Below are 22,204 nucleotides of genomic sequence, written 5' to 3'. Positions count from 1 at the left end.
GCGACGACCGAGCACGAGAGGCACCATGAGCTCCGACACGAGCACCCGCAAGCGCGCCGCCGCCCAGGCCGAGGAGGCGCGGGTCGGCTCCGCGACGCCGCCCCCGGCCCGCAGGGGCCTGGGTCGACGCCCCCGCCCCGAGGGTCCGCGCGCGACCTTCCGCCAGCTCGTGCCCTACCTGTTCGAGCACCGGAAGGTGATGGTGTTCATCATCGTGCTCAGCGTGCTGGGCGCCGCCGCCTCGCTCGCCCAGCCCCTGCTGGTCAGCCGGGTCATCTCGGTCGTCCAGGCCGGCGATCCCCTCGGCCGGCTCGTCTGGCTGCTCGTCGCGCTGGTCGTCGTCGCGGGCCTGATCAGCGGGTTCCAGCACTACCTGCTGCAGCGCACCGGCGAGGGCGTGGTGCTCTCGAGCCGGCGCCGCCTCGTCGGCCGCATGCTCAACCTGCCGATCAGCCAGTTCGACGTGCGGCGCACGGGCGACCTGGTGAGCCGCGTCGGCTCCGACACGACGCTCCTCCGCGCCGTCCTGACCCAGGGGCTCGTCGAGGCCATCGGCGGCTCGCTCACCTTCGTCGGGGCGCTGGTGGGCATGTTCCTCATCGACCCGGTGCTGCTCGGGCTCACCGTGCTCGTCGTGGCCGTCTCGGTCGCCGTCGTGGTGCTGCTCAGCGGCCGCATCCGCGTGGCCAGCCGCCAGGCGCAGGAGAAGGTCGGCGACCTGACCTCGTCGGTCGAGCGGGCGATCAGCTCGGTCCGCACGATCCGGGCGTCCGGGGCGACCGAGCGCGAGATCGCCGGCGTCGAGGAGGACGCCGTGGGCGCCTACGAGCGCGGCCTGCAGGTGGCGCGCATCTCGGCCCTCGTCGTGCCCATCGCCTCGGTCGCGATGCAGACGTCGTTCCTCGTCGTGCTCGGCGTCGGCGGCTACCGCGTCGCGAGCGGCTCCATCACCATCGCGTCGCTCGTCTCGTTCATCCTCTTCCTGTTCCTGATGATCATGCCGCTCGGCCAGGCCCTCGGCGCCGTGCTCAGCGTCAACCAGGCGCTGGGCGCCCTGGGCCGGATCCAGGAGATCCTCGACCTGCCCGGCGAGACGGAGCACGACGCCGAGACGGCGCGGGGGCTCGGACCCGACGCCCGCGTAGAGACCGGTGACGCCGTGACCTTCGAGGACGTGCACTTCCGCTACCCCGACTCCCCCGTGGCGACGGGAGCGGCCACCTCGCCCGGGGCCGTCGCGGCGGCCGCCGCGGGCGAGCGGGCGGGCGACGACCTCACCGTCCTGCACGGCGTCTCGTTCTCCGTGCCCGTCGGCCGGCGGACGGCCCTCGTCGGCCCCTCCGGCGCCGGCAAGAGCACGATCCTCGCCCTCATCGAGCGCTTCTACGACCCGACCGGCGGCGTCGTGCGCCTCGGCGGCGTCGACGTGCGGGCCCTCGACCGCGCCGAGCTGCGGGCCCAGATCGGGTACGTCGAGCAGGACGCTCCGGTGCTCGCCGGGACCCTCCGCGACAACCTGACCCTCGGGTCGCCCGACGCGTCCGACGACGACTGCCGCCGGGTGCTCGAGGCCGTCAACCTCACCGGGGTCCTCGAGCGCGGCGAGCAGGGGCTCGACGCCCAGGTCGGCGAGGACGGCGTGATGCTCTCCGGCGGCGAGCGCCAGCGCCTCGCCATCGCCCGGACCCTGCTCAACGCTCCCCCGGTGCTGCTCCTCGACGAGTCGACCTCGAGCCTCGACGGCCTCAACGAGCAGCGTCTCCGCGAGGCCATCGACGCGGTGGCCGAGAACAGGACTCTCATCGTCATCGCGCACCGGCTCTCGACCGTGGTCGACAGCGACCAGATCGTCGTCGTCGAGGCCGGGCGCGTCGTCGGGGTGGGCACCCACTCCGAGCTCGTCGTCAGCACGCCGCTCTATCGCGACCTCGCGAAGCACCAGCTCCTGGTCTGAGCGGCCGGCGCCGGTCAGCGCTGCCGGTCAGCGCTGCCGGGGCTCCGCCGACCGGCGTGCCCGCTCGACGACCTCGAGGGCGGCGACCGCGTCACGGGGGTCGACGGGCAGCGGCCCCTCTCCCCGGAGCGCCACGGCCAGCTGCGCGTAGAACGCGGGGTAGTCGCCGCGGTCGGTCGCCTCGGGCCGCGCGTCAGCGCCGATGCCGACGAGGCCGGGCCGGGCCGGGTCCGTGAGCCCGTACCCCGGGTCGGCGGGCGAGACGCCCGCCGCGAGCTGCGCCTCCTGCGGGTCGAGCCCGTGCACGACGTAGGCCCCCCGCGTGCCCAGGACACGGAGGCGCGGGCCGGGCTGCGCGGCCACGTGGCTCATCCAGAGGCGCGAGCGGACACCGCCCTCGTGGCGGAGCGACAGCATGACGTCGTCGTCGGCGACCGCGCCGGGCCGCCGCACGGCGATCTCGGCGTGCACCTCCGCGGCGGGGCCGAAGAGCCGCAGCGCCTGGTCGACGAGGTGGGGGCCGAGGTCGAGGAGGATCCCCCCGCCCTGCTCGGCGGTGGCGGACGCCTTCCAGCCGGCACGGTTGGCGGTCTTCCACGGCTCGAAGCGCGACTCGAGGGTGTGCACCTCGCCGAGTGCGCCGTCTCGCACGAGGCGTGACGCGGTCAGGAAGTCACCGTCCCACCGGCGGTTCTGGTAGACGGTGAGGGGCCGCCCCAGCGACTCCGCGAGCTCCACGAGCCCGCGGGCCGCCTCCGCGCTGGTGGCCAGCGGCTTGTCCACGACGACCGCCGCCCCGCGCTGCAGGGCCTCCGCGGCCACCTCGACGTGGGTGTCGTTGGGGGTGGCGACGACGACGAGGTCGAGCGCGAGCGACCAGAGGCCGTCGAGGGCGTCGACCACCTCCACGCCGGGGTGGGCGGCCCGGGCCGCGTCGGCCTTGGCCGGGTCGCGCGTGACGACGGCGACGAGGTCGAACGCCGGGTCGGCTGCGAGGAGGGGCGCGTGGAAGACGCGGCCGGCGAGGCCGTAGCCCACGACGCCGACGCGGAGCGGGGCGCGCTCGTCGCGCTGCTCCGGGCCGGGCCCGCTCACGCGGCGACCTCGGTCGACGGGACGGTCTCGACCCCGGCGGCGCGGAGCTCGTCGAGCGCCGCGGCCGACGACTCCGCCCCGACCCCCGCGACGAGGTCGGTCAGCACCCGGACCCGGAGGCCGGCCCGGGCCGCGTCGAGCGCCGACGCCCGCACGCAGTGGTCCGTCGCCAGGCCCACCACGTCGACCTCGTCGACGCCCCGCGACGCGAGGGCCTGGGCCGTGGAGGACCCGTCGCCCGTCACGCCCTCGAACATCGAGTAGGCCGGCGACCCGGTGCCCTTGGTCACGTGCACGTCGACGAGCGTCGCGTCGAGGGCCGGGTGGTAGTCCGCCCCGGGGGTGCCCGCCACGCAGTGCACCGGCCACGAGTCGACCCAGTCGGGCTCGGCGCTGAAGTGGCCGCCGTTGTCACCGTCGGCGGCGTGCCAGTCGCGGCTCGCGACGACGAGGTCGTAGCGGTCGCCGGAGCGGCGGAGGTGGTCGGTGACCGCCTCGGCGACGTGGGCGCCGCCGGCGACGGCCAGCGCGCCTCCCTCGGTGAAGTCGTTCTGGACGTCGACGACGATCAGGGCTCTGCTCATGGCCCCATCTTCGCGTGCCGGACGGCGAGGCGCACGCCGGGCGGCGCCGGGTCAGGTGTTGGAGAGCGAGTCGCCGCAGCTGTACACGGCCGCTGTGAGCGTGTCGAGGGCCACCCGGGCGTCGTCACGGACGTCGCCGATCGCGTAGAACGCGAAGGCGAGCGGTGTCCCGTCGGCGGCCGCGACGGTGCCGGCGAGGGTGTAGGCCGTGTCGATCCAGCCGGTCTTGGCGTGCACCGCACCGCGGGCGACGGCGTTCGAGCCCGTGAAGCGCGAGGCCAGCGTGCCCGTGCGGCCCGAGATGGGCAGGGCGTCGTAGACCACGCCGAGGCCGCCCTCGCGGTCGAGGACCTTCACCATCAGGCGCGCGACGAAGGTCGAGGGCACGGCGTTGCCCTCGCTGAGCCCCGAGCCGTCGACGATGGTCACGGTCGACGCGTCGAGCCCGTAGGCCGTGCCCAGCACGGAGCGGTAGAGCGTCGTGAGCGACGCCGCCGAGCCGTCCGCGCCCGACTCCTTCGACGACGCCCGGGCCAGCATCTCGGCGAGGGTGTTGTCGGAGACGGGCAGCATCTGCGAGATGAGCGTCGAGACGGGCTGCGACGACACGCTGCCGAGCACGGTCGAGCTCGTCGCCGACCCCGGGGCCATGGTCGCGCTGTCGGCCCCGGCGACCCCGGCCGCGACGAGGGCGGCCCGGAAGGCGTCGCCGGCACGGGCCACGGGGTCGGTGCTGCGCGGGCTGGTCTGGGCGGAGGGGTCGGCGCGGTCGCCGTCGACCATGAGCGCGGTCACCTCGCTGTGGTAGCCGATCGTCTGCTCGGTGCGCTTCCACGACGGGTCCCACTTGTCGGCGGCGCTCCACCAGGTCGCGTCGAGGGTGATCTGGCTCACGGGCTGGTCGCCGAGCGAGGCCTTGACCTGGCCCGCGAGGTCGGCGAGCGTGGGGGCCCCCGAGTAGACGCTGCGGCCCGTGACGCTGAGGGTCGCGTCGCCGCCGCCGACGAGGGCGATCGAGCCCGTGCCGGGGTCGCCCGTGACCTGCGTGCGGAGGCGGTGGTCGGCGCCCAGCACCGAGAGCGCGACCGCGCTCGTCAGCGTCTTGAGCACGCTCCCCGTGCGCGCGGGCGTCGAGCCGTCCCGGTCGAGGAGGACCTCGCCGGTCGCGGCGTTCACGACGGTCCCCTCGAACTGGGCCAGGCGGGAGTCGGCGGCCGGGCCGGAGACCGAGCAGGTGCGGAGGCGCGTGGGGGCCGGGATCTCGCCCGGGACGGACCGGACGGGGTCGGCCTCGGCGGTGGGCGTCGGCGTCACCGTGACGGCGGCGGCCGGGTCGGTCGAGGCCGGCGACGCGGACGACGCGGCTCCGCCCGACGACGGGGCGGTCGCGGCGCCGGCGGCCACGGCCCCGCCGCCGAGGAGGGCGAAGGCGGTGACGGCGGCCGTGACGAGGGCGGCGCGGGGGTGCTCGCGGACGAGGCGCCCGAGGCCCTTGCGGGCGGGCGCGTCGGTCTCGCCCGCGGCGGGCGCGTCGGGGTGGTCGGTGAGGTCGCCCTGATCGTTCATCGGGGTCATCCTACGGAACCGGGACCGCGCCTCCGGCCTCTCCGGGGTAGCGGACGCCCACCTGCCGGCGCATCTCGTCCATCACGCGCATCACCTCGAGCATGTCGGCGTGGGTCAGGGCGGGGCTCTCGCGCTCCCCGGCGGCGACGAGGCGCTCGAGCTCGATCGCCTGGTGGTGCATGCCGCGCAGCCCGTCGTCGACGGCGTCGAAGCGCTCGACCACGGCGCCCTCGGCGTCGAGGACGGTGAAGCCGCCCGGGGAGTAGAACGTGGCGTCGACCTCGATGCGCCCCGCGCTGCCGTACAGCACGGCGGTGTTCTCGCCGGCGGTGTCGAGGGCGGCGAACACCGTCGACGTCGCGCCCGAGGCGTGCAGCAGCGACGCGCCGATGCGGCGGTCGACGCCCTGGTCGCTGAGCAGGCCGGTGGCGGCGACCGTCTCGACCGGCCCCAGCAGGTCGGCGGCGAACGAGACGGGGTAGACGCCGAGGTCGAGCAGCGCACCGCCTCCGAGGGCGGGGTCGTTGATGCGGTGCCGCGGGTCGGTGGGCAGCGCCTGGAGGTGGTGGGCCGTGAGGAGTCGCGGGTCGCCGACGACGCCGGCCCGCACGATCTCGCGGAGCCGCACCTGCTGCGGCAGGAAGCGCGTCCACATCGCCTCGAGCGCCACCACGTCGGCCTCACGGGCCGCGTCGAGCACCTCGGCCGCCTCGGCCTCGTTCACCGTGAAGGGCTTCTCGACGAGCACGTGCTTGCCCGCGCGGATCGCGAGCAGGGCCGCGTCGCGGTGGAAGGGGTGGGGCGTGGCGACGTAGACCGCGTCGACCTCGGGGTCGGCCACGAGCTCCTCGTAGCTGCCGGGCGCTCCGGCCACGCCGTGGCGGTCGGCGAACTCCCGGGCCTTGTCGAGCTGGCGCGAGCCGACGGCGGTGACCGTCAGGCCGGCGCCGATCAGGTCGGTCGTGAACGCGTCGGCGATGCCGCCGGCGCCGAGGATGCCCCATCGAGTCGTCATCAGCCCTGTCTACCAGGCCCGGGGACGGCCGGACGCCCGCGCCGCTGAGCCGCAGCGGCCCGGCCGGGACGAGGAGAGGCCCGGATCCGTGCGGATCCGGGCCTCTGGGGGAGCCGCTTTGGAGAATCGAACTCCAGACCTTCTCATTACGAGTGAGACGCTCTACCGACTGAGCTAAAGCGGCGGATCTCGATCAGATCGAGAACCCGTGCCTCTCGGCACGATCACCAACTGTAGCGGATTCTCAGAGCTCTCGCGTCACGACCCGGCGGAGGTCGGCGAAGGAGTCCTCCATGCGGGCTCGGAGGCTGAAGCGGTGGTCCGCGGCGTGGTCGGCGTCGTCGTCGTCGATCCACTCGGCCCAGGCGTGGCGGAGCGCCGCGATGACGACGAGCGTGACCAGGTGCGCGCGGCTCTCGAGCAGCGCGCGCCCTCCCCCGTCGGAGACGGCGGCGGCCAGGCGCGGGTCGGCGGTGAAGCGACGGGCGACGATCTCGGACAGCCTCTCCTCGAAGTCGCGCATCGACGCTATCCGCTTCGCGAACAGGTCGGGGTGGGCGCGCAGGACGATCCGCCGGCGCTGCACGAGCTCGCGGTCGACCGTCGCCGTCACGACGGCCTGGTCGAGGAGGGCGACGAGTCCGTCGAGGATGGGCTCGTCGTGCCCGTCGACGAAGTGGTCGATGGCGGCGCCGTCGGGCAGCTCGGGCGGGTCGCCGACGACGGCCTCCTCCTTCGACGTGAAGTAGTTGAAGAAGGTGCGGGGCGAGACGTCGGCGCGACGACTGATCATCTCGACGGTCACGGCGTCGAAGCCGTTCTCGGCGATGAGGTCGAGGACGGCGACCTGGATCGCTCGTCGGGTGGCCAGCCTCTTGCGCTCGCGCAGTCCGGGAGGGGCTGTCGCTGTGGGGTCGGTCATGGGCACATCCTGCCTCACCGGACCGCGTGCCTGCTGACGGCGACCAGCATCGCCTCCAGCGCGAGGGCGGGGGCGACGTTCGACTCGATGCGACGCCGGGCCACGCTGATCGCGTCCATCACGGCGAGGGTGGTCGCCGGCGTCGAGGCCGTCATGGCCTGCTCCAGCTGCGGCCGGATGCTCTCGTTGACGAGGTCGTCGCCGACGCCGAGGTGCAGCAGCAGGACGTCGCGGTAGAGCGAGAGCAGGTCGACCATGATGCGGTCGATGCCGTCGCGGAGGCTGCGCGTGGCGCGCCGCTTCTGGTCGTCGTCGAGGGCGCGCAGCTGGCTCCGCAGAGCGGGCGGGACGGTGCCGCCGGGCTCCACGCCGAGCGAGCGCAGGGCGCTCGCGCGCTCCTCCGCGTCGCGCTCCTCGGTGATGGCCTTGGCGTCGTCACCCGCCACGGCGAGCATGGTGGAGGCGGCGATGACCGCGTCGGAGACGGAGCGGATGCCGAGGGCGGTCTCGAGGGTCGTGCGGCGTCGGGCACGCGCCTCGGGGTTGGTCGCGAGCCGCTGCGCCATGCCGATGTGGCTCTGCGCCTCGCGGGCGGCGACCAGGGCGGTGGCGGGCTCGACCCCCCGGCGCTCGAGCAGGGCCGCGACGTCGTCCGCGGACGGGACGCGGAGGCGCACGCTCCGCACGCGGGACCGGATCGTCGGGATGAGGTCGGCCTCGCTCGGCGCGCAGAGGATCCACACCGTGCGGGGCGGCGGCTCCTCGAGGGCCTTGAGCAGCAGGTTGGACGTCCGCTCGGTCATCCGGTCGGCGTCCTCGATGACCACGACGCGGTAGCGCCCGACCGAGGGCGAGAACTGCGAGGCCGCGACGAGCGACCGGACCTCGTCGATCGTGATGATGATGCGCTCCGTGCTCAGCACGGCGAGGTCGGGGTGCGACCGTGCCGCCACCTGGCGCGCCGTCGCCTCGTCGTCGTCGCCGCGGCCGAGGAGCGCCCCGGCGAAGGCGTAGGCCAGGTTCGAGCGCCCCGAGCCGGGCGGGCCGGTGATCAGCCACGAGTGCGTCATCGACGAGTTCGCCGGGTCGGCCGAGGCCGCGGCCCGCAGGGAGTCGATGGCGTCGGCCTGACCGGTGAGGTCGTCCCAGAACGTCACGGGCGGGCGAGGAGGGTCTCGACGCGAGCCCGGACGGAGGCGGCGATCGCGTCGACGGGCTGGGTCGCGTCGACCACGAGGACGCGCTCGGGCTCGGCCTCGGCGATCGCGAGGAAGGCCGCACGGACCCTCGCGTGGAAGTCCTGGGCCTCGGCCTCGAGGCGGTCGTAGGTGGTGCGCGACGCGTCGAGGCGTGAGCGGGCCGCGGCCTCGTCGAGGTCGAGCAGGACGGTCAGGTCGGGGGCGAGGCCCTCCACGGCCCACCGCGACAGGTCGCGCACCTCGTCGCCGCCCAGCACGCGACCGGCGCCCTGGTAGGCGACCGAGGAGTCGATGTAGCGGTCCTGGACGACCACGTCACCGCGGTCGAGGGCGGGGCGCACGAGGGTCTCGACGTGCTGTGCCCGGTCGGCCGCGTAGAGCAGGGCCTCCGCGCGCGGGGCGATGTGGCCGCGGCGGTGCAGCACGATGTCGCGCAGCTCCAGGCCCAGGTCGGTGCCGCCGGGCTCGCGGGTGCGGACGACGCCGCGGCCCTGCTCGGTCAGCCACGACTCGAGCAGGCCCGCCTGCGTGGTCTTGCCCGAGCCGTCGCCGCCCTCGAACGTGACGAAGAGGCCCGCCACTACTCGCTCGTCGCCTCTGTCGTCGGCCCCGTGGCCTCGGCCGTCGCGGCCTTGGTGGTCGCGGCCTTCGTCGTCGCCGCCTTCGTGGTCGCCGCCTTCGTGGTCGTGGCCTTCTTCACGGGCGCTTTCTTGGCGGGGGCCTTCTTCGCGGGGGCCTTCTTCGCCGGGGCCTTGGCCTTGGGCTTCGCCGGCCCCTTGGCGCGCTTGTCGGCGAGCAGCTCGACGGCACGGTCGAAGTCGACCTCCTCCACCGTCTCGCCGCGGGGGATGGTGGCGTTCGTCTCGCCGTCGGTCACGTACGGCCCGAACCGGCCGTCCTTGACCTTGATGGGCTTGCCGCTGACCGGGTCGGCCGCGAACTCGGCGAGGGCACTGCTGGCCCGGCGGGCGCCGTACTTGGGCTGCGCGAACGCCTCGAGGGCCCCGGCGAGGTCGATCTCGAAGATCTGGTCCTCCGAGGTGAGCGACCGGGTGTCGGTGCCCTTCTTCAGGTAGGGGCCGTAGCGGCCGTTCTGCGCCTGGATCTCGTCGCCGCTCTCGGGGTCGAGGCCGACCGTGCGGGGCAGGTCGAGCAGCGCGAGGGCGGTCTGCAGGTCGACGGTGTCGACGCTCATGCTCTTGAAGAGCGACGCCGTGCGCTCCTTCGGGGCGGCCTTCTTGGCGGCGGGCTTCTTGGCCGGGGCCTTCGTCGCCGTCGCGGGCGCCGCGGCGGCGGGCGCCTCGACGACCTCGCCGGTCGCCGGGTCGGCGTCGACCTCCTCCGGGGTGCGCTCGGTGACGTACGGGCCGAAGCGGCCGTCCTTCGCGACGACCTCCTTGCCCGTCTCCGGGTTCGTCCCCACCACGCGGTCGCCGACGACGGGCGCCTCGATCAGCTCGCGCGCCTTGGCGGGCGTGAGCTCGTCGGGGGCGAGGTCCTCGGGCACGTTGACGCGCCGAGGGGTCTCCGGGTCGTCGCCGGGCGCCTCGAGGTACGGACCGTAGCGGCCGATGCGGAGCGTGATGCCCTCGCCCAGCGGGATGGAGTTGATGTCGCGGGCGTCGATCTCGCCGAGGTTGTCGATGACCTTGCGGAGGCCGCGGTGGGTCTCGTTGCCGAAGTAGAAGCCGTTCAGCCAGTCGACCCGGTCGGCGTCGCCGCCGGCGATCTGGTCGAGGTCGTCCTCCATGCTGGCCGTGAAGTCGTACTCGACGAGGTCGCCGAAGTACTCCTCCAGCAGCCGGACGACCGAGAAGGCGATCCAGTTGGGCACGAGGGCGGTGCCGCGCGGGGTCACGTAGCCACGGTCGACGATCGTCGACATGATGGCGGCGTACGTCGACGGTCGCCCGATGCCGAGCTCCTCGAGGGTCTTGACCAGGCTCGCCTCGGTGTAGCGGGGCGGCGCGCTGGTGTCGTGGCCCTTCGCCTCGACGTCGTCGAGGACGAGGTGCTGGCCCTCGGCGAGCACGGGCAGCTTCGCGTCCGCGGTCTCCGCGGCGCCGTGGCGGTCTTCGTCGCGCCCCTCCTCGTAGGCGGCGAGGAAGCCGCGGAAGGTGATGACGGTGCCGGTCGCGACGAACTCCGCCAGGGTGCCGTCGGCGGTGCGGGGCGTGATGCCCGCGACGTCGTCGGGCGTCGTCGCCGAGACGACGACCGAGGCCGTCGACCCCTTGGCGTCGGCCATCTGCGAGGCGACGGTGCGCTTCCAGATCAGGTCGTACAGCTTCCAGTCGTTGCCGCGGAGCGCACCCTGCATCTCGCTCGGGGTGCGGAAGGTGTCGCCCGAGGGGCGGATCGCCTCGTGAGCCTCCTGGGCGTTCTTGCTCTTGCCGGCGTAGGTGCGGGGCTTCTCGGGCACCGTCTCGGCGCCGTAGAGGGAGGCGGCCTGCTTGCGGGCCGCGTTCGTGGCCTGCTGCGACAGCGACGGCGAGTCGGTGCGCATGTAGGTGATGTGCCCGTTCTCGTACAGGGACTGCGCGACGCTCATCGTCTGGCGGGCCGAGAAGCGGAGCTTGCGCGCCGCCTCCTGCTGCAGGGTCGAGGTGGTGAAGGGCGCTGCGGGGCGACGGGTGTAGGGCTTCGACTCGACCGACGACACGACGACGTCGACGCCCTCGGCCTCGAGGGCGCGGGTCAGCGCCGTGGCCGACTGCTCGTCGAGCGAGACGGCCTCGCCCTTGAGCTGGCCGCGGTCGTCGAAGTCGCGGCCGCTGGCGACGCGCGAGCCGTTGACCCGGACGAGCCGCGAGGAGAAGGGCAGAGCCTCCCCGTCGGGCTCGAAGGTCGCCGTGAGGTCCCAGTAGGAGGCCGAGACGAACGCGAGGCGCTCGCGCTCCCGGTCGACGACGAGCCGCGTGGCGGCGGACTGCACGCGGCCGGCCGAGAGGCCGGGGCCGACCTTGCGCCAGAGGACCGGCGAGACCTCGTAGCCGTAGAGACGGTCGAGGATGCGTCGGGTCTCCTGGGCGTCGACGAGCGCGGTGTCGAGCTCGCGTGTGTTCTCCTGCGCCTGCTGGATGGCGTCCTTCGTGATCTCGTGGAAGACCATCCGCTTCACGGGGACCTTCGGCTTGAGCTCCTGGAGGAGGTGCCACGCGATGGCCTCGCCCTCGCGGTCCTCATCAGTGGCGAGGTAGAGCTCGTCGGCGCCCTTGAGCGCCCGCTTGAGGTCGGAGACCGTCTTCTTCTTGGCGTCGGAGACGACGTAGTAGGGCTCGAAGCCGTTCTCGACGTCGACGGAGAACTTGCCCAGCGAGCCCTTCTTGAGCTCGGCCGGCAGGTTCTTCGGCTCGACGAGGTCGCGGATGTGGCCGACCGAGGCGAGCACCTCGTAGCCGCTGCCGAGGTACTGGGCGATCGTCTTGGCCTTCGCGGGCGACTCGACGATGACCAGTTTCTTCGTGCCTGGCACGGGACTCCTTGCATTGGGGGGAACGACGGGACCAGCCCCGGGAGGCCGGTCAGACGGTCGGCGGCGGGCGACTCGCGTCGCACCCCGACCAGCGCGACGGCGCTGACGTGTGCCGCCGACAGGCACACCATACACACACGCGGCGGGCGGCCACCTCACGGCGGGAGCCCGGGAGGCGCGGTGCCGGTCGGCGGCGGCCCCGCCGTCGCGGAGGCCCCCACGACCACCCCGGCGAGGCTCGTCGTCACCCTCACGGTGACGATCAGCTCGTCGACGCGACAGCTCGACAGGACGACCCCGTTGGCCGTCGCGAGGGCCCCGGCCCGGTCGCAGGGAGAGCCGGCGACGAGGCCGGCGGCGACGTCGGCCGCCGCCAGCGCCGTCGCGTCGGCGGCGCCGCTGACCCGGCTGCGCTCCGCCAGGACGCGCCCGCCGCCCACGACGGCGACCGCGAGGACGACGACGCCGACCAGGACGGCGACGACCAGGACGGAGGCTGTGCCGTCGTCGCCGCCGACGGCGCCCGAGGCGCTCCCGCCCACCTCAGCCCCCGAGCGCCGGGGCGCAGCTGCGGGAGGTCAGGACGACGACGCCCGTGAGCGGCCCGGCGTCGACGGGGCGGCGCAGCGTCACGCAGACCAGCCCCTCACGCTCGGACGACTGCGCCGCGGCGCCCGGCGCGAGCTGCCGGAGCACCTCCCCGGCCCGCCCGCCGTCGCCGCGCGCCGTCTGCCGGGCGGTCACCGCCGCCGCGTCGGCGAGGCGGATCGACTGCGCGGCGGCGGACGACGCCCCGACCACCAGCGCGAGGAGGAGCAGCACGGCAGGCAGCACGACCGCGAACTCGACGGTCACGCTCCCCGCGTCGTCGCGGAGCCCGCGGTGCACCGGTCAGCCCACCGACAGGGCCGACCGCACGAGGTCGCTGAGCACGCCCCGCACCTCGTCGCTGCGCATCACGGCGAGCAGCACGCCGGCGAAGCCGACCGCGGCCATGATCACGATGGCGTACTCCGCCGTCGCCGCACCGGCCTCCGTGCGGAGGTGCTCGACGAGCCGGCGGCGCCGTGCTGCCCGCCCGGGCAGGCCCGTGGTGGCGCTGGGCTCGCTCGTGCCGGCCTCGGCCGACGACCGTGCGGGCCCGGGTGCGGGCGTCGAGCAGCGGCCCGGGGCCGAGCAGCGGGTGACGGATGTCTGGGCAGTGGTCATGGAGTCCTCTTCTTCTCGTCGTTCGCCGACCCGGCCGGGTCGACGGGCCGCCGCGGCGACCTGCTCCGAGTGTGCGACCGCCCCGGGCCCGACCAGCGGACGGCCACACGGCCCTGGGGAGAGAGGTCACAGGTCGCCGGCGGTGGAGGAGACGAGGGCCGCGACGAGCGGCACGACGCCCACCAGCAGGAAGGCGGGCAGCACACAGGCCCCCAGGGGGAGCATCAGGGTCGACCCGAGCCGTGCCGCCGCCGAACGGGCCGTGGTGGCTGCCTCCAGCCGCTCCTCCGCGGCGGCGGCGCGCAGGAGCTCGGCCGCCGGGGCGCCGGCCCGGCGTGACAGCTCCAGGACGCTCGTGCCGTCGTCGTCGTCGGACGTCCCGTCGGCGAGGCACTCCTCCACGGCCCGCGCGACGAGCGCCACCGCCGCCTGCCAGGAGCCGCCCCCCGCCAGCGCCACGGCCAGCAGCTCCTGCCGGAGGCCCGGCACGTCGCCCCGGGGCACCGCTCCGCGGACGAGCCGGGCGTTCCAGGCCCGGGCTGCGGCGACCAGGGCTCCGCCGCCCACGAGGCACGCTCCACCGAGGGGCGAGACCAGCACGGCGCCCGTGTCGACGCCTGCGCCGAGAGAGAAGAGGAGGCCGACCACGGGGAGGCCGAGCACGATCCTCGCGGCGGCGCGGGGGCCGGCGAGCGCCACCTCGACCTCCCGGCGCACCTCCTCGGACTGGCGCAGTGCGCGGGCGAACGACCTCAGGCAGTCGGCCAGGGGCGCGCCGCTCTGCTCGGCGACGCGCCAGGCGCACGCGACCTGCCGCCACTCCCTGTCCGCACGGCGCCCGTCGGGCACGGCCGCGAAGGGCTCGGTGTCGAGGGCCTCGAGCAGGGCGACGGAGACCGGTGCGCCGCGGGCCGCCGCCGCGGCGACGCGCTCCGCGACGGCCGCCACCACGGCGTGACGCTCCGAACGGGCGAGGTGGCGCCAGGCCGACGCGGGGGCGACCCCGACCCCGAGCAGGACCGCGGTTCGCTCCAGGACGACGGCGACGGCCGTGGGCGGGGCCCGGCGCGCCGGCCGGCCCGACCCCGGGACGACCGGCCCCTCGGGCCGCCCTCGGGCCCGCCTCACGTCGCCCCCGTCGAGCCGAGACCGGGCCGGGCGACGAGCTCGCCGGTCGGACCGAGGGCCAGCGAGCCGATCTGCGCGAGACGGCGACGGCCGTCCCGGCGCTCGACGTGCAGCACGGCGTCGACGGCGCTGACCGCCTGCCGGGCGAGCGCTCCCGGGGTGAGGCCGGCGACGGCCCCGAGCGCCTCGAGCCGCGCGGGGACGTCGGCGAGCCCGTTGGCGTGCAGCGTGCCCGCCCCGCCGTCGTGGCCTGTGTTGAGGGCCGACAGCAGCTCGCGCACCTCCACGCCCCGGCACTCCCCCACAACGAGCCGGTCGGGACGCATCCGCAGGGCCTCCCGCAGCAGGCGCGCCGTGTCGATGCCGCCGACGCCCTCCAGGTTGGGCTGTCGGGCCTCGAGCGAGACCACGTGGGGGTGCCGGAGCCTCAGCTCCGCGACGTCCTCGATCAGGACGACGCGGTCTGCGGGGTCGGCGGCGGAGAGGAACGCCGCCAGGAAGGTCGTCTTGCCCGCCCCTCCCGCACCCGTCACCAGGACGTTGGCGCGCCTCGCCACGAGCCCCCGCACGACCGCGTCGTCGCCCGGGGCGAAGAACCCGGCGGCCGCGAGCTCGTCGAGGCCGAGCGGCTCGGGTCGGGGCAGCCGGACGGAGAGAAGGGTGCCCGTCGTCGAGACCGGCGGCAGCACGGCGTGCACTCGGACGCCCCCCGGCAGCCGGACGTCGACGCACGGCGTCGCCTCGTCGACGTGACGCCCGCCCCGGGCGACGAGCCGGGCGGCCAGGGAGCGCACGTCGACCTCGGAGAGGTGCACCCGGGGATCGGGCCGGGCGCCCGCCCCGCGGTCGACCCAGGTGCCCGCCCCTCCGTTCACGAAGACGTCGGTGACGTCGACGTCGAGCAGCACGCCGAGCGGCCCGAGGTCGTGGCCCGCGGCGACCCGGCCGCCGTCAGGAGGCGCGGTGACGTCTCCGTCGACGGGCGCCTGTACCCCGTATCGGTCGCCCGTACCCCGATCACGACGCCCCCTGGCCGGCACCTCGGGCACGTACCGCCCCGGCGGCCACCCGCGGGTGAGGCCAGGGTGACGCCGGGCGGCGGGGGGATCGGTCTCGTCCATCCGCCGACGCTAACGAGAGGAGGCGGCGCAGACAGATCAGTGCACGCACACCGCGGAACGATCTGGTTCGGCGAGCCCTGGGGAGGGACGACGCCCGGGCCACCCGGGGGCGACGACCGGGTTAAACGAGAGGGGCGGCACCAGTCGGGGGGAACGGGTGCCGCCACGGCAGTGCTGGATCGGGGGGAATCGCTCGCACTGCCTGTCGGGACGAATCCCGACGTGCATCACTGTACCCCAGCCACCCGCTCCCGCGCCACGGGTGACGAGGGCGGATCTCGGCGTGTCGCGACGTCGTCGACCTCGCGGGGCGACCCGGTCGACGACGACCGTCGGAGTAGGGTCGGCGCGACGGCCCCGGCCGCCGCACGCGACGACGCGAGAGGACCGACATGACCGACGGCACCGCCCCCTCCGCCCCCACCGGTGACGACCACGGGGCCGCCGCCTCCCCCGGCCTGGTCTTCCGCCCCTCGGCCCGGTTCGTCGAGGAGGCCGTCGCGGGCCCCGAGCTCGCCGCCGCCGCGGCCACGGACCGCGAGGGCTGGTGGCTCCGTCAGGCGCACGAGCGGCTCACCTGGCACCGCCCGCCCGGCGAGGCGCTCGACTGGTCGGGGGCCCCGGTCGCCCGCTGGTTCGCCGACGGAACGCTCAACGTCGCCTACAACTGCCTCGACCGGCACGTCGAGGCAGGCCACGGCGACCGCGTCGCCCTGCTCTGGGAGGGCGAGCCCGGCGACAGCCGTGCCGTCACCTACGCCGAGCTGACCCGTGAGGTGAAGCGCGCCGCGAACCTCCTCGCCTCGCTCGGCGTCGGAGCGGGCGACCGCGTCGTCGTCTACCTGCCCCAGATCCCGGAGGCGGTCGTGGTCATGCTCGCCGTGGCCCGCCTCGGCGCCGTGCACTCGGTCGTCTTCGGCGGGTTCAGCGCCGAGAGCCTGAGGGCCCGCATCGACGACGCCGGGGCCACGGTCGTCGTCACCGCCGACGGCGGCTGGCGGCGCGGAGCCGTCTCGCCCCTCAAGCCCGCCGTCGACGCCGCGCTCGCCACGGGCGGGCCGTCCACCGTCGAGACCGTGCTCGTCGTGCGCCGGGGCGGCCAGGCCGTCGACTGGGTCGAGGGCCGCGACCTCTGGTGGCACGAGGCCCTCGAGGGCGTGGGCGACGACCACGTCGCGCAGCCCTTCCCGGCCGAGCACCCGCTGTTCATCCTCTACACGAGCGGCACCACGGGCCGACCGAAGGGCATCCTGCACACCTCGGGCGGCTACCTGACCCAGGTCGCGACGACCCACGCGACGGTGTTCGACCTCCGCCCGGCCACCGACGTCTGGTGGTGCACCGCCGACGTCGGCTGGATCACCGGCCACAGCTACGTCGTGTACGGGCCCCTCGCGAACGGAGCGACGCAGGTCCTCTACGAGGGGACCCCCGACTCCCCCGCTCCGGGGCGCTGGTGGGACATCGTCGAGAAGTACGGGGTGACCCTCTTCTACACGGCGCCGACGGCGATCCGGGCCGCCATGAAGGCCGGGCGACAGCTGCCCCTCGCCCGTGACCTCTCGTCGCTGCGCCTGCTGGGCTCCGTCGGCGAGCCCATCAACCCCGAGGCCTGGCTGTGGTACCGCGAGGTGATCGGCTCGGGCCGCACCCCGGTCGTCGACACGTGGTGGCAGACGGAGACGGGCGCGATCATGGTCTCGCCGCTGCCCGGCGTCACGGCCGCCAAGCCCGGGGCCGCCCAGACCCCGATGCCCGGCGTGGTGGTCGACGTGGTCGACGACGACGGGGCCCCCGTCGGCCCCGGGGGCAGCGGGCTGCTCGTCGTCACCGAGCCGTGGCCGTCGATGCTGCGGGGCATCTGGGGCGACCACGAGCGCTACGTCGAGACCTACTGGGGGCGCTTCGGCGACCGCTACTTCGCCGGCGACGGCGCGCGTCGCGACGCCGACGGCGACATCTGGCTGCTCGGGCGCGTCGACGACGTGATGAACGTGTCGGGGCACCGGCTCTCGACCGCCGAGATCGAGTCGTCGCTCGTCGCCCACCCCTCCGTGGCCGAGTCGGCCGTCGTCGGGGCGGCGGACGAGGCGACGGGGCAGGCCGTCGTCGCCTTCGTCGTGCTGCGGGACGGCGCCCGCGGCGCCCAGGCCCCCGAGGAGGCGGTGGTCGCGCTGCGGGAGCACGTCGCGCGCCAGATCGGCTCGATCGCGCGCCCGCGCACCGTCGTGCTGGTCGACGAGCTGCCCAAGACCCGCTCGGGGAAGATCATGCGGCGGCTCCTCCGCGACGTCGCGGAGGGCCGGGAGGTCGGCGACACGACCACCCTCGCCGACGCGACGGTGATGAGCGCGATCAGCGCCGGCCTGCGCTGACCCGCCCCGCGCGGGGCCCCGCGCCGGGACCCCGCGACCGGGACGGGTCAGGCCACGCGGGGGGGGGTCAGGCACCGGGAGGGGTCAGGCCACCTCGAGCACGAGCTCGACCTCGACCGGGCTGCCGAGCGGGAGCGCGGCGACGCCGACGGCGCTGCGAGCGTGGCGGCCCGCCTCGCCGAACACCCGGGCCAGCAGCTCGGACGCGCCGTTGATGACGCCCGGCTGCCCGGTGAAGGCCGGGTCGGAGGCGACGAAGCCCGTGACCTTGACGACCCGGACGACCTCGTCGAGCGACCCGAGGACGGTCGCGGCGGCGGCGAGGGCGTTGAGGGCGGACCGTGCCGCCAGGTCGCGGGCGGCCTCCGGCGTGACCTGGCCGGGGGCCTCGCCGACGACGCCGGTCGCCGGGAGGGCGCCCTCGACGAACGGCAGCTGGCCGGCGGTGAAGACCAGCTGCCCGCTGCGGACGGCGGGGAGGTAGTCGCCCGCCGGGGCCGCCACCGCCGGGAGCTCGAGGCCGAGGTCGGCGAGGCGCGCGGCGACGTCGACCATCAGGCGCCCTGCGCCTTCTCGCGCTTGAACCAGGCGACGGGGCCGCCCTCCGGCCCCTGCGTGACCTGCACGAGCTCCCAGCCCTCGCTCCCCCAGTTGTTCAGGATCGCGGTGCTGTTGTGCACCATGAGCGGCGTGGTCATGTACTCCCAAAGGACCATTTGTGGTTCCTATCAGCTCGGATGTCGTCGGTGTCACTTACCCTGATCTTATGTCTGCCCAAAAATCGAAGCCCACGTCCGTCATCGGGGCGCTCTTCGGATTCGTCGGCTTCAGCGTGCTGGCCGGCCTCCTCGTCACCATCGGCGTGACGCCGGCGATCGCCGTGGCCGGCATGACCGCCTCGAGCTCGATCGGGGTCTTCGAGTCGATCCCCGAGTACATCGAGATCGGGAAGCTGTCGCAGCGCAACACGCTGTACGCCAAGCAGGGCGGGCAGGACGTCCCCTTCGCGACCCTCTACAGCGAGAACCGCGTCGAGCTCAAGTGGGACCAGGTCTCGCCGAACCTCAAGAACGCCGTCCTCGCCGGTGAGGACCGCCGCTTCTACGACCACGGCGGCGTCGACGTCACCTCGCTCGTGCGCGCCGCGGTGGGGTCGCTCGGCGGCGGTGAGCTCGGGGCGAGCGGTGGCGGGTCGACGCTGACGATGCAGCTCGTCCGCAACATCCGGATCGCTCAGTCGCAGCAGCTCGACACGCAGGAGGAGCGTGACGCCGCCTACAAGGAGGCGACCACCACGACCCTCGACCGCAAGCTCGAGGAGATGAAGTTCGCGATCGGGCTCGAGAAGAAGTACACCAAGGACTCCATCCTCCTGGCGTACCTCAACATCGCCTACTTCGGCGACCAGACCTACGGCGTCCAGGCCGCCGCGCAGCACTACTACAACAAGTCGGCGACCGACCTCACGGTCGAGGAGGCCGCGAGCCTCATCGCGATCGTCCAGTACCCCGACACGCGCAACCTCTCGACCCCGGAGAAGTACGAGGGCAACAAGGCCCGACGCGACGTCATCCTCAAGTCGATGAAGGCCGAGGGCTACATCGACGAGGCCCAGATGCAGGCCTCGCTCGCGTCGGACATCGCGGGCTACGTGCACCTCACGACGCCGACCCAGGGCTGCGCGGCCGTCACGGCGGCCGGCGCGCAGTACTTCTGCGACTACGTCAAGAAGAACATCAAGAACCTCGCCGTGCTCGGCTCCTCGCCCGAGGAGCGCGAGAAGAACTGGGCCACCGGCGGCTACAACGTCTACACGACCCTCGACCTCGACCTCACCGCCAGCGCGAAGGAGAAGGTGGACCGCTACGCCCCGGCCACCGAGACCCGCCTGCAGCTCGGCTCGGTGGTCAACACCGTCGAGGCCGGCACCGGCCGCGTGCTCGTCATGGCGCAGAACACGACCTTCTCCGAGGTGGCCTCCGACGACCGCACGCAGACGTCGGTGAACTTCAGCACGGACCAGCAGTACGGCGGCTCCGGCGGGTTCCAGCCCGGGTCGACCTACAAGCCGTTCACCCTGCTCGACTGGCTGGAGCAGGGCAACGGCGTGAACCAGTCGGTCAACGCCACGCCCCGCACCTTCCAGCTCACGGCGGACGGCCGCCCGACCGTGCGCTGGACGCCGAAGAACGACGCGGGCGAGAAGCCCGGCAGCATGACCGTCGCCGCGGCCACCGCGCAGTCGATGAACACGGCGTACGCCGCCATGGCCTCCCAGCTCGACCTGGCCGACATCGCGGGCGTCGCCGAGAAGCTGGGCGTGCACCGCGCCGACGGCAAGCCCCTCGCGTACGAGAACCCCTCGTCGATCCTCGGCTCGAACGAGGTCGCTCCGCTGACGATGGCGACCGCCTACGCCGCCATCGCCGCCGGGGGCAAGTACTGCGAGTCGATCATCGTCGACAACATCAAGGACGCCGCGGGCACCGACATCGGCGGTCAGCCGCAGGCCTGCACGCAGGCTCTCGACCCGGACGTGGCGGCGGGCGCCGCCCGGGCGATGTCCGGCCTGTGGACGTCCGGCACGGCCGTGGGCGGCCTGCCCGCGGACGGCATCCCGGAGATCGGCAAGACCGGCACGACCGACGACAAGGACCAGATCTGGATCATCGGCGCGTCCACCCGCGTCGCCACCGCCATCTGGCAGGGCAACTACGACTTCAACGGCGGCAAGAAGAGCCTCCGCGCCTACTCGTCGCCCGTGCAGCCCCGGAACGGCAGCTACGCGAACGCCCGGTCGGCCTTCTTCCGTGAGGTCCAGACCGTCAACAACGCCGCGTACCCGGGCGGCGCCTTCGCCGCCCCCTCGAACGCCGTCCTGCGCGGCACCGGCGTCAGCGTCCCCGACCTCGCCGGCAGCACGCCCAGCGCAGCCCAGACCCTCCTCCGCAGCACGGGCCTGAAGTACGAGGACGGCGGCGTCCAGGCGTCGACCCTCCCGGCCGGCCAGGTCAGCGGGTCGGACCCGGCCGGCGGCACGCTCGTCGCCAAGGGCTCCACGGTGCGCGTCTTCACCTCGGACGGCTCGCTGGCCACGACCGTCCCCGACCTCGTGGGCCAGGACCTCAAGGGCGCCGGGGCCACCGTGGCCGGGGCCGGCTTCACCACCGCCCTCGGCGTCTCCGGCTTCACCACCGGCGACGGCAAGAACCAGTGCCGGGTCGCGAGCAGCGATCCCGCCGCGGGCACGTCCGTCGCGAAGGACACCGCCATCTCCGTCGTGCTCTACGGCGGCAAGGACGGCAACGACCCCGGAGGCTGCTCGTGAGCCCCGTCTCCGCCGGACGTCTGACGGCCGCGACCGCTGCGGCGGGCGCGGCCGTCGGCCTGGGAGCCTTCGCCTGGGGCGCGCTCGTCGAGCGCAACCGCTTCACGGTGCGTCACGAGGTCCTCCCGATCCTCGAGGCGGGGTCACGGTCGCTCACCGTCCTGCACCTGTCAGACCTGCACCTGGCCCCGTGGCAGTCGGAGAAGCATGAATGGGTCCGCGGGCTGTCGGTCTACGAGCCGGACCTCGTCGTCAACACCGGTGACAACCTCGGCCACGCCGACGCCCACACGGCGCTCGAGTACACCCTGGAGCCGTTCCGCGGCGTGCCGGGCGTGTGGGTCAACGGGTCCAACGACTACTACGGGCCCGTCGCCAAGAGCCCGCTCCGGTACTTCGCCGGGCCCAGCAGGCCGCACCGGGCCCCCGCGCCGCTCGACGTCGACCGCATGCAGGCCTTCTTCGCCGACCTGGGCTGGCTCGACCTCAACAACACCGCGCGCGCCCTGGAGCTCCGGGGCAACCGGCTCGAGCTCTTCGGGGTGAACGACGCCCACCGGGGCTGGGACCGCCTGGACCGCCTCCCCGGTGCCCTCGACGACCTCCGCGAGAACGTCGGCTGGCACGACGACCGCGGCGGGCCGGACCCCATCGGCATCGGCGTGACGCACGCGCCTTACCAGCGGGTGCTCAACTCGTTCGTCACGAACGGCGCCGACGTCATCTTCGGCGGCCACACGCACGGGGGGCAGGTACGGGTGCCCGGCTACGGCGCGCTCGTGACCAACTGCGACATCCCCCGCAGCAAGGTGAGCGGGCTGTCGACCTGGAGCCACGCACGGCGCACCGCGCACCTCGAGATCTCGGCGGGGCTGGGCACGTCGATCTACGCCCCCGTGCGGTTCGACTGTCGCCCCGAGGCGGTCGTCGTGACGCTGACCGCCTGAGTCGCCCCCCGGCGATCACCGCTCGGCGGTGGCACGCGGAACCCGATTCATCCGCTATCCTTGTAGACGTTGCTTCGACCGGCAGAGATGCCGATCGAGACGACGGGGTGTGGCGCAGCTTGGTAGCGCGCCTCGTTCGGGACGAGGAGGTCGTGGGTTCGAATCCCGCTACCCCGACACACGACGAATGGCTGGACCTCAGGGTCCAGCCATTCGTCGTTCTGTGCTTTCTTCACGACGCTGAAGGGAAGGCTGGACCCTGCGGGTCCAGCCTTCTTGTCGTCTG

General features: G+C 74.2%; 19 protein-coding genes and 2 tRNA genes. 5 read left to right on the top strand and 16 right to left on the bottom strand.

What is annotated here, in order from left to right:
* Positions 1-25: 25 nt before the first annotated feature.
* On the top strand, positions 26-1,954 hold the full coding sequence (locus JOE43_RS07895; protein WP_209516731.1) for an ABC transporter ATP-binding protein: 1,929 nt from the start codon (positions 26-28) through the stop codon (positions 1,952-1,954).
* A 27-nt stretch (positions 1,955-1,981) separates the two neighbouring features.
* Here the strand turns inward: JOE43_RS07895 and JOE43_RS07890 are convergent, their stop codons facing one another.
* From JOE43_RS07890 to JOE43_RS07825, 14 genes are all read right to left on the bottom strand, one after another.
* On the bottom strand, positions 1,982-3,049 hold the full coding sequence (locus tag JOE43_RS07890) for a Gfo/Idh/MocA family oxidoreductase (protein WP_209516728.1): 1,068 nt from the start codon (positions 3,047-3,049) through the stop codon (positions 1,982-1,984).
* A complete protein-coding gene (locus JOE43_RS07885; RefSeq protein WP_209516724.1) occupies positions 3,046-3,633 on the bottom strand; it encodes an isochorismatase family protein in 588 nt (195 codons plus the stop codon). Before JOE43_RS07885 ends, JOE43_RS07890 begins: the two co-directional genes overlap by 4 nt.
* Before the next feature lie 51 nt (positions 3,634-3,684).
* Positions 3,685-5,199: a D-alanyl-D-alanine carboxypeptidase/D-alanyl-D-alanine-endopeptidase gene (locus JOE43_RS07880; RefSeq protein ID WP_209516721.1), complete on the bottom strand. Its 1,515-nt coding sequence runs from the start codon at positions 5,197-5,199 to the stop codon at positions 3,685-3,687.
* Between the two features lie 10 nt (positions 5,200-5,209).
* A complete protein-coding gene (locus JOE43_RS07875) occupies positions 5,210-6,214 on the bottom strand; it encodes a Gfo/Idh/MocA family protein (RefSeq protein WP_209516718.1) in 1,005 nt (334 codons plus the stop codon).
* A 111-nt stretch (positions 6,215-6,325) separates the two neighbouring features.
* Positions 6,326-6,398 (bottom strand) — tRNA-Thr (locus tag JOE43_RS07870).
* A gap of 60 nt (positions 6,399-6,458) precedes the next feature.
* Positions 6,459-7,136 (bottom strand): TetR family transcriptional regulator, encoded by a 678-nt coding sequence (locus JOE43_RS07865; protein ID WP_209516715.1) that lies wholly within the window; start codon positions 7,134-7,136, stop codon positions 6,459-6,461.
* 14 nt (positions 7,137-7,150) lie between these two features.
* Positions 7,151-8,293, bottom strand: coding sequence for a DNA polymerase III subunit delta' (locus JOE43_RS07860; protein ID WP_209516713.1), 1,143 nt, complete (start codon positions 8,291-8,293; stop codon positions 7,151-7,153).
* Positions 8,290-8,916, bottom strand: coding sequence for a dTMP kinase (gene tmk, locus JOE43_RS07855; RefSeq protein ID WP_209516710.1), 627 nt, complete (start codon positions 8,914-8,916; stop codon positions 8,290-8,292). The genes JOE43_RS07860 and tmk overlap by 4 nt, the downstream gene beginning before the upstream one ends.
* Positions 8,916-11,810 carry a type I DNA topoisomerase gene (gene topA, locus JOE43_RS07850; RefSeq protein ID WP_209516707.1) on the bottom strand — a complete coding sequence of 965 codons (2,895 nt, stop codon included), beginning with the start codon at positions 11,808-11,810 and terminating at the stop codon, positions 8,916-8,918. Before topA ends, tmk begins: the two co-directional genes overlap by 1 nt.
* A 155-nt stretch (positions 11,811-11,965) precedes the next feature.
* Entirely contained in the window at positions 11,966-12,352 is a 387-nt protein-coding gene (locus JOE43_RS07845) for an Rv3654c family TadE-like protein (protein WP_209516704.1), read from the bottom strand.
* 1 nt (position 12,353) lies between these two features.
* Positions 12,354-12,665 carry a TadE family type IV pilus minor pilin gene (locus tag JOE43_RS07840; RefSeq protein WP_307803288.1) on the bottom strand — a complete coding sequence of 104 codons (312 nt, stop codon included), beginning with the start codon at positions 12,663-12,665 and terminating at the stop codon, positions 12,354-12,356.
* Positions 12,666-12,701: 36 nt separating this feature from the next.
* Positions 12,702-13,019 carry a DUF4244 domain-containing protein gene (locus tag JOE43_RS07835; RefSeq protein WP_209516696.1) on the bottom strand — a complete coding sequence of 106 codons (318 nt, stop codon included), beginning with the start codon at positions 13,017-13,019 and terminating at the stop codon, positions 12,702-12,704.
* A gap of 126 nt (positions 13,020-13,145) precedes the next feature.
* Positions 13,146-14,147, bottom strand: coding sequence for a type II secretion system F family protein (locus tag JOE43_RS07830; RefSeq protein ID WP_209516693.1), 1,002 nt, complete (start codon positions 14,145-14,147; stop codon positions 13,146-13,148).
* Positions 14,144-15,268, bottom strand: a complete 1,125-nt coding sequence (locus JOE43_RS07825) for a TadA family conjugal transfer-associated ATPase (protein WP_209516690.1) — start codon at positions 15,266-15,268, stop codon at positions 14,144-14,146. Before JOE43_RS07825 ends, JOE43_RS07830 begins: the two co-directional genes overlap by 4 nt.
* A 392-nt stretch (positions 15,269-15,660) precedes the next feature.
* Between JOE43_RS07825 and acs the strand changes: the two genes are divergently transcribed.
* Positions 15,661-17,643 carry an acetate--CoA ligase gene (gene acs, locus JOE43_RS07820; protein WP_209516687.1) on the top strand — a complete coding sequence of 661 codons (1,983 nt, stop codon included), beginning with the start codon at positions 15,661-15,663 and terminating at the stop codon, positions 17,641-17,643.
* A gap of 84 nt (positions 17,644-17,727) precedes the next feature.
* Here the strand turns inward: acs and JOE43_RS07815 are convergent, their stop codons facing one another.
* Both JOE43_RS07815 and JOE43_RS07810 read right to left on the bottom strand, forming a co-directional pair.
* Complete coding sequence (locus tag JOE43_RS07815) at positions 17,728-18,198, bottom strand: RidA family protein (protein ID WP_209516684.1); 471 nt, start codon at positions 18,196-18,198, stop codon at positions 17,728-17,730.
* The gene (locus JOE43_RS07810; RefSeq protein ID WP_167258574.1) at positions 18,198-18,359 is read right to left on the bottom strand and encodes a hypothetical protein; all 162 of its coding nucleotides are present in this window, start codon (positions 18,357-18,359) and stop codon (positions 18,198-18,200) included. The genes JOE43_RS07815 and JOE43_RS07810 overlap by 1 nt, the downstream gene beginning before the upstream one ends.
* 50 nt (positions 18,360-18,409) lie before the next feature.
* Here JOE43_RS07810 and JOE43_RS07805 point away from each other — a divergent pair, with 50 nt between their 5' ends.
* The 3 genes from JOE43_RS07805 to JOE43_RS07795 all read left to right on the top strand — a co-directional run bounded on the left by JOE43_RS07805 (position 18,410) and on the right by JOE43_RS07795 (position 22,095).
* A complete protein-coding gene (locus JOE43_RS07805; RefSeq protein WP_209516681.1) occupies positions 18,410-20,971 on the top strand; it encodes a transglycosylase domain-containing protein in 2,562 nt (853 codons plus the stop codon).
* The gene (locus tag JOE43_RS07800; protein WP_209516678.1) at positions 20,968-21,918 is read left to right on the top strand and encodes a metallophosphoesterase; all 951 of its coding nucleotides are present in this window, start codon (positions 20,968-20,970) and stop codon (positions 21,916-21,918) included. The genes JOE43_RS07805 and JOE43_RS07800 overlap by 4 nt, the downstream gene beginning before the upstream one ends.
* A gap of 103 nt (positions 21,919-22,021) precedes the next feature.
* Positions 22,022-22,095: transfer RNA gene (locus JOE43_RS07795), tRNA-Pro, on the top strand.
* Positions 22,096-22,204 lie beyond the last annotated feature (109 nt).

Origin of the sequence: Frigoribacterium sp. PvP121 (assembly GCF_017833115.1) — a bacterium.
In the GTDB taxonomy this organism is placed as follows: domain Bacteria; phylum Actinomycetota; class Actinomycetes; order Actinomycetales; family Microbacteriaceae; genus Frigoribacterium; species Frigoribacterium endophyticum.
This window is presented reverse-complemented; position numbering and strand designations above follow the sequence as displayed.

Bases quoted from the DNA above. Each gene is read 5' to 3' on its own strand.
- JOE43_RS07895 (WP_209516731.1), top strand. From the start codon at position 26: ATGAGCTCCGACACGAGCACCCGCAAGCGCGCCGCCGCCCAGGCCGAG.
- JOE43_RS07885 (WP_209516724.1), bottom strand. From the start codon at position 3,633: ATGAGCAGAGCCCTGATCGTCGTCGACGTCCAGAACGACTTCACCGAG.
- JOE43_RS07880 (WP_209516721.1), bottom strand. From the start codon at position 5,199: ATGAACGATCAGGGCGACCTCACCGACCACCCCGACGCGCCCGCCGCG.
- JOE43_RS07875 (WP_209516718.1), bottom strand. From the start codon at position 6,214: ATGACGACTCGATGGGGCATCCTCGGCGCCGGCGGCATCGCCGACGCG.
- JOE43_RS07865 (WP_209516715.1), bottom strand. From the start codon at position 7,136: ATGACCGACCCCACAGCGACAGCCCCTCCCGGACTGCGCGAGCGCAAG.
- JOE43_RS07835 (WP_209516696.1), bottom strand. From the start codon at position 13,019: ATGACCACTGCCCAGACATCCGTCACCCGCTGCTCGGCCCCGGGCCGC.
- JOE43_RS07825 (WP_209516690.1), bottom strand. From the start codon at position 15,268: ATGGACGAGACCGATCCCCCCGCCGCCCGGCGTCACCCTGGCCTCACC.
- acs (WP_209516687.1), top strand. From the start codon at position 15,661: ATGACCGACGGCACCGCCCCCTCCGCCCCCACCGGTGACGACCACGGG.
- JOE43_RS07815 (WP_209516684.1), bottom strand. From the start codon at position 18,198: ATGGTCGACGTCGCCGCGCGCCTCGCCGACCTCGGCCTCGAGCTCCCG.
- JOE43_RS07810 (WP_167258574.1), bottom strand. From the start codon at position 18,359: ATGGTCCTTTGGGAGTACATGACCACGCCGCTCATGGTGCACAACAGC.
- JOE43_RS07805 (WP_209516681.1), top strand. From the start codon at position 18,410: ATGTCTGCCCAAAAATCGAAGCCCACGTCCGTCATCGGGGCGCTCTTC.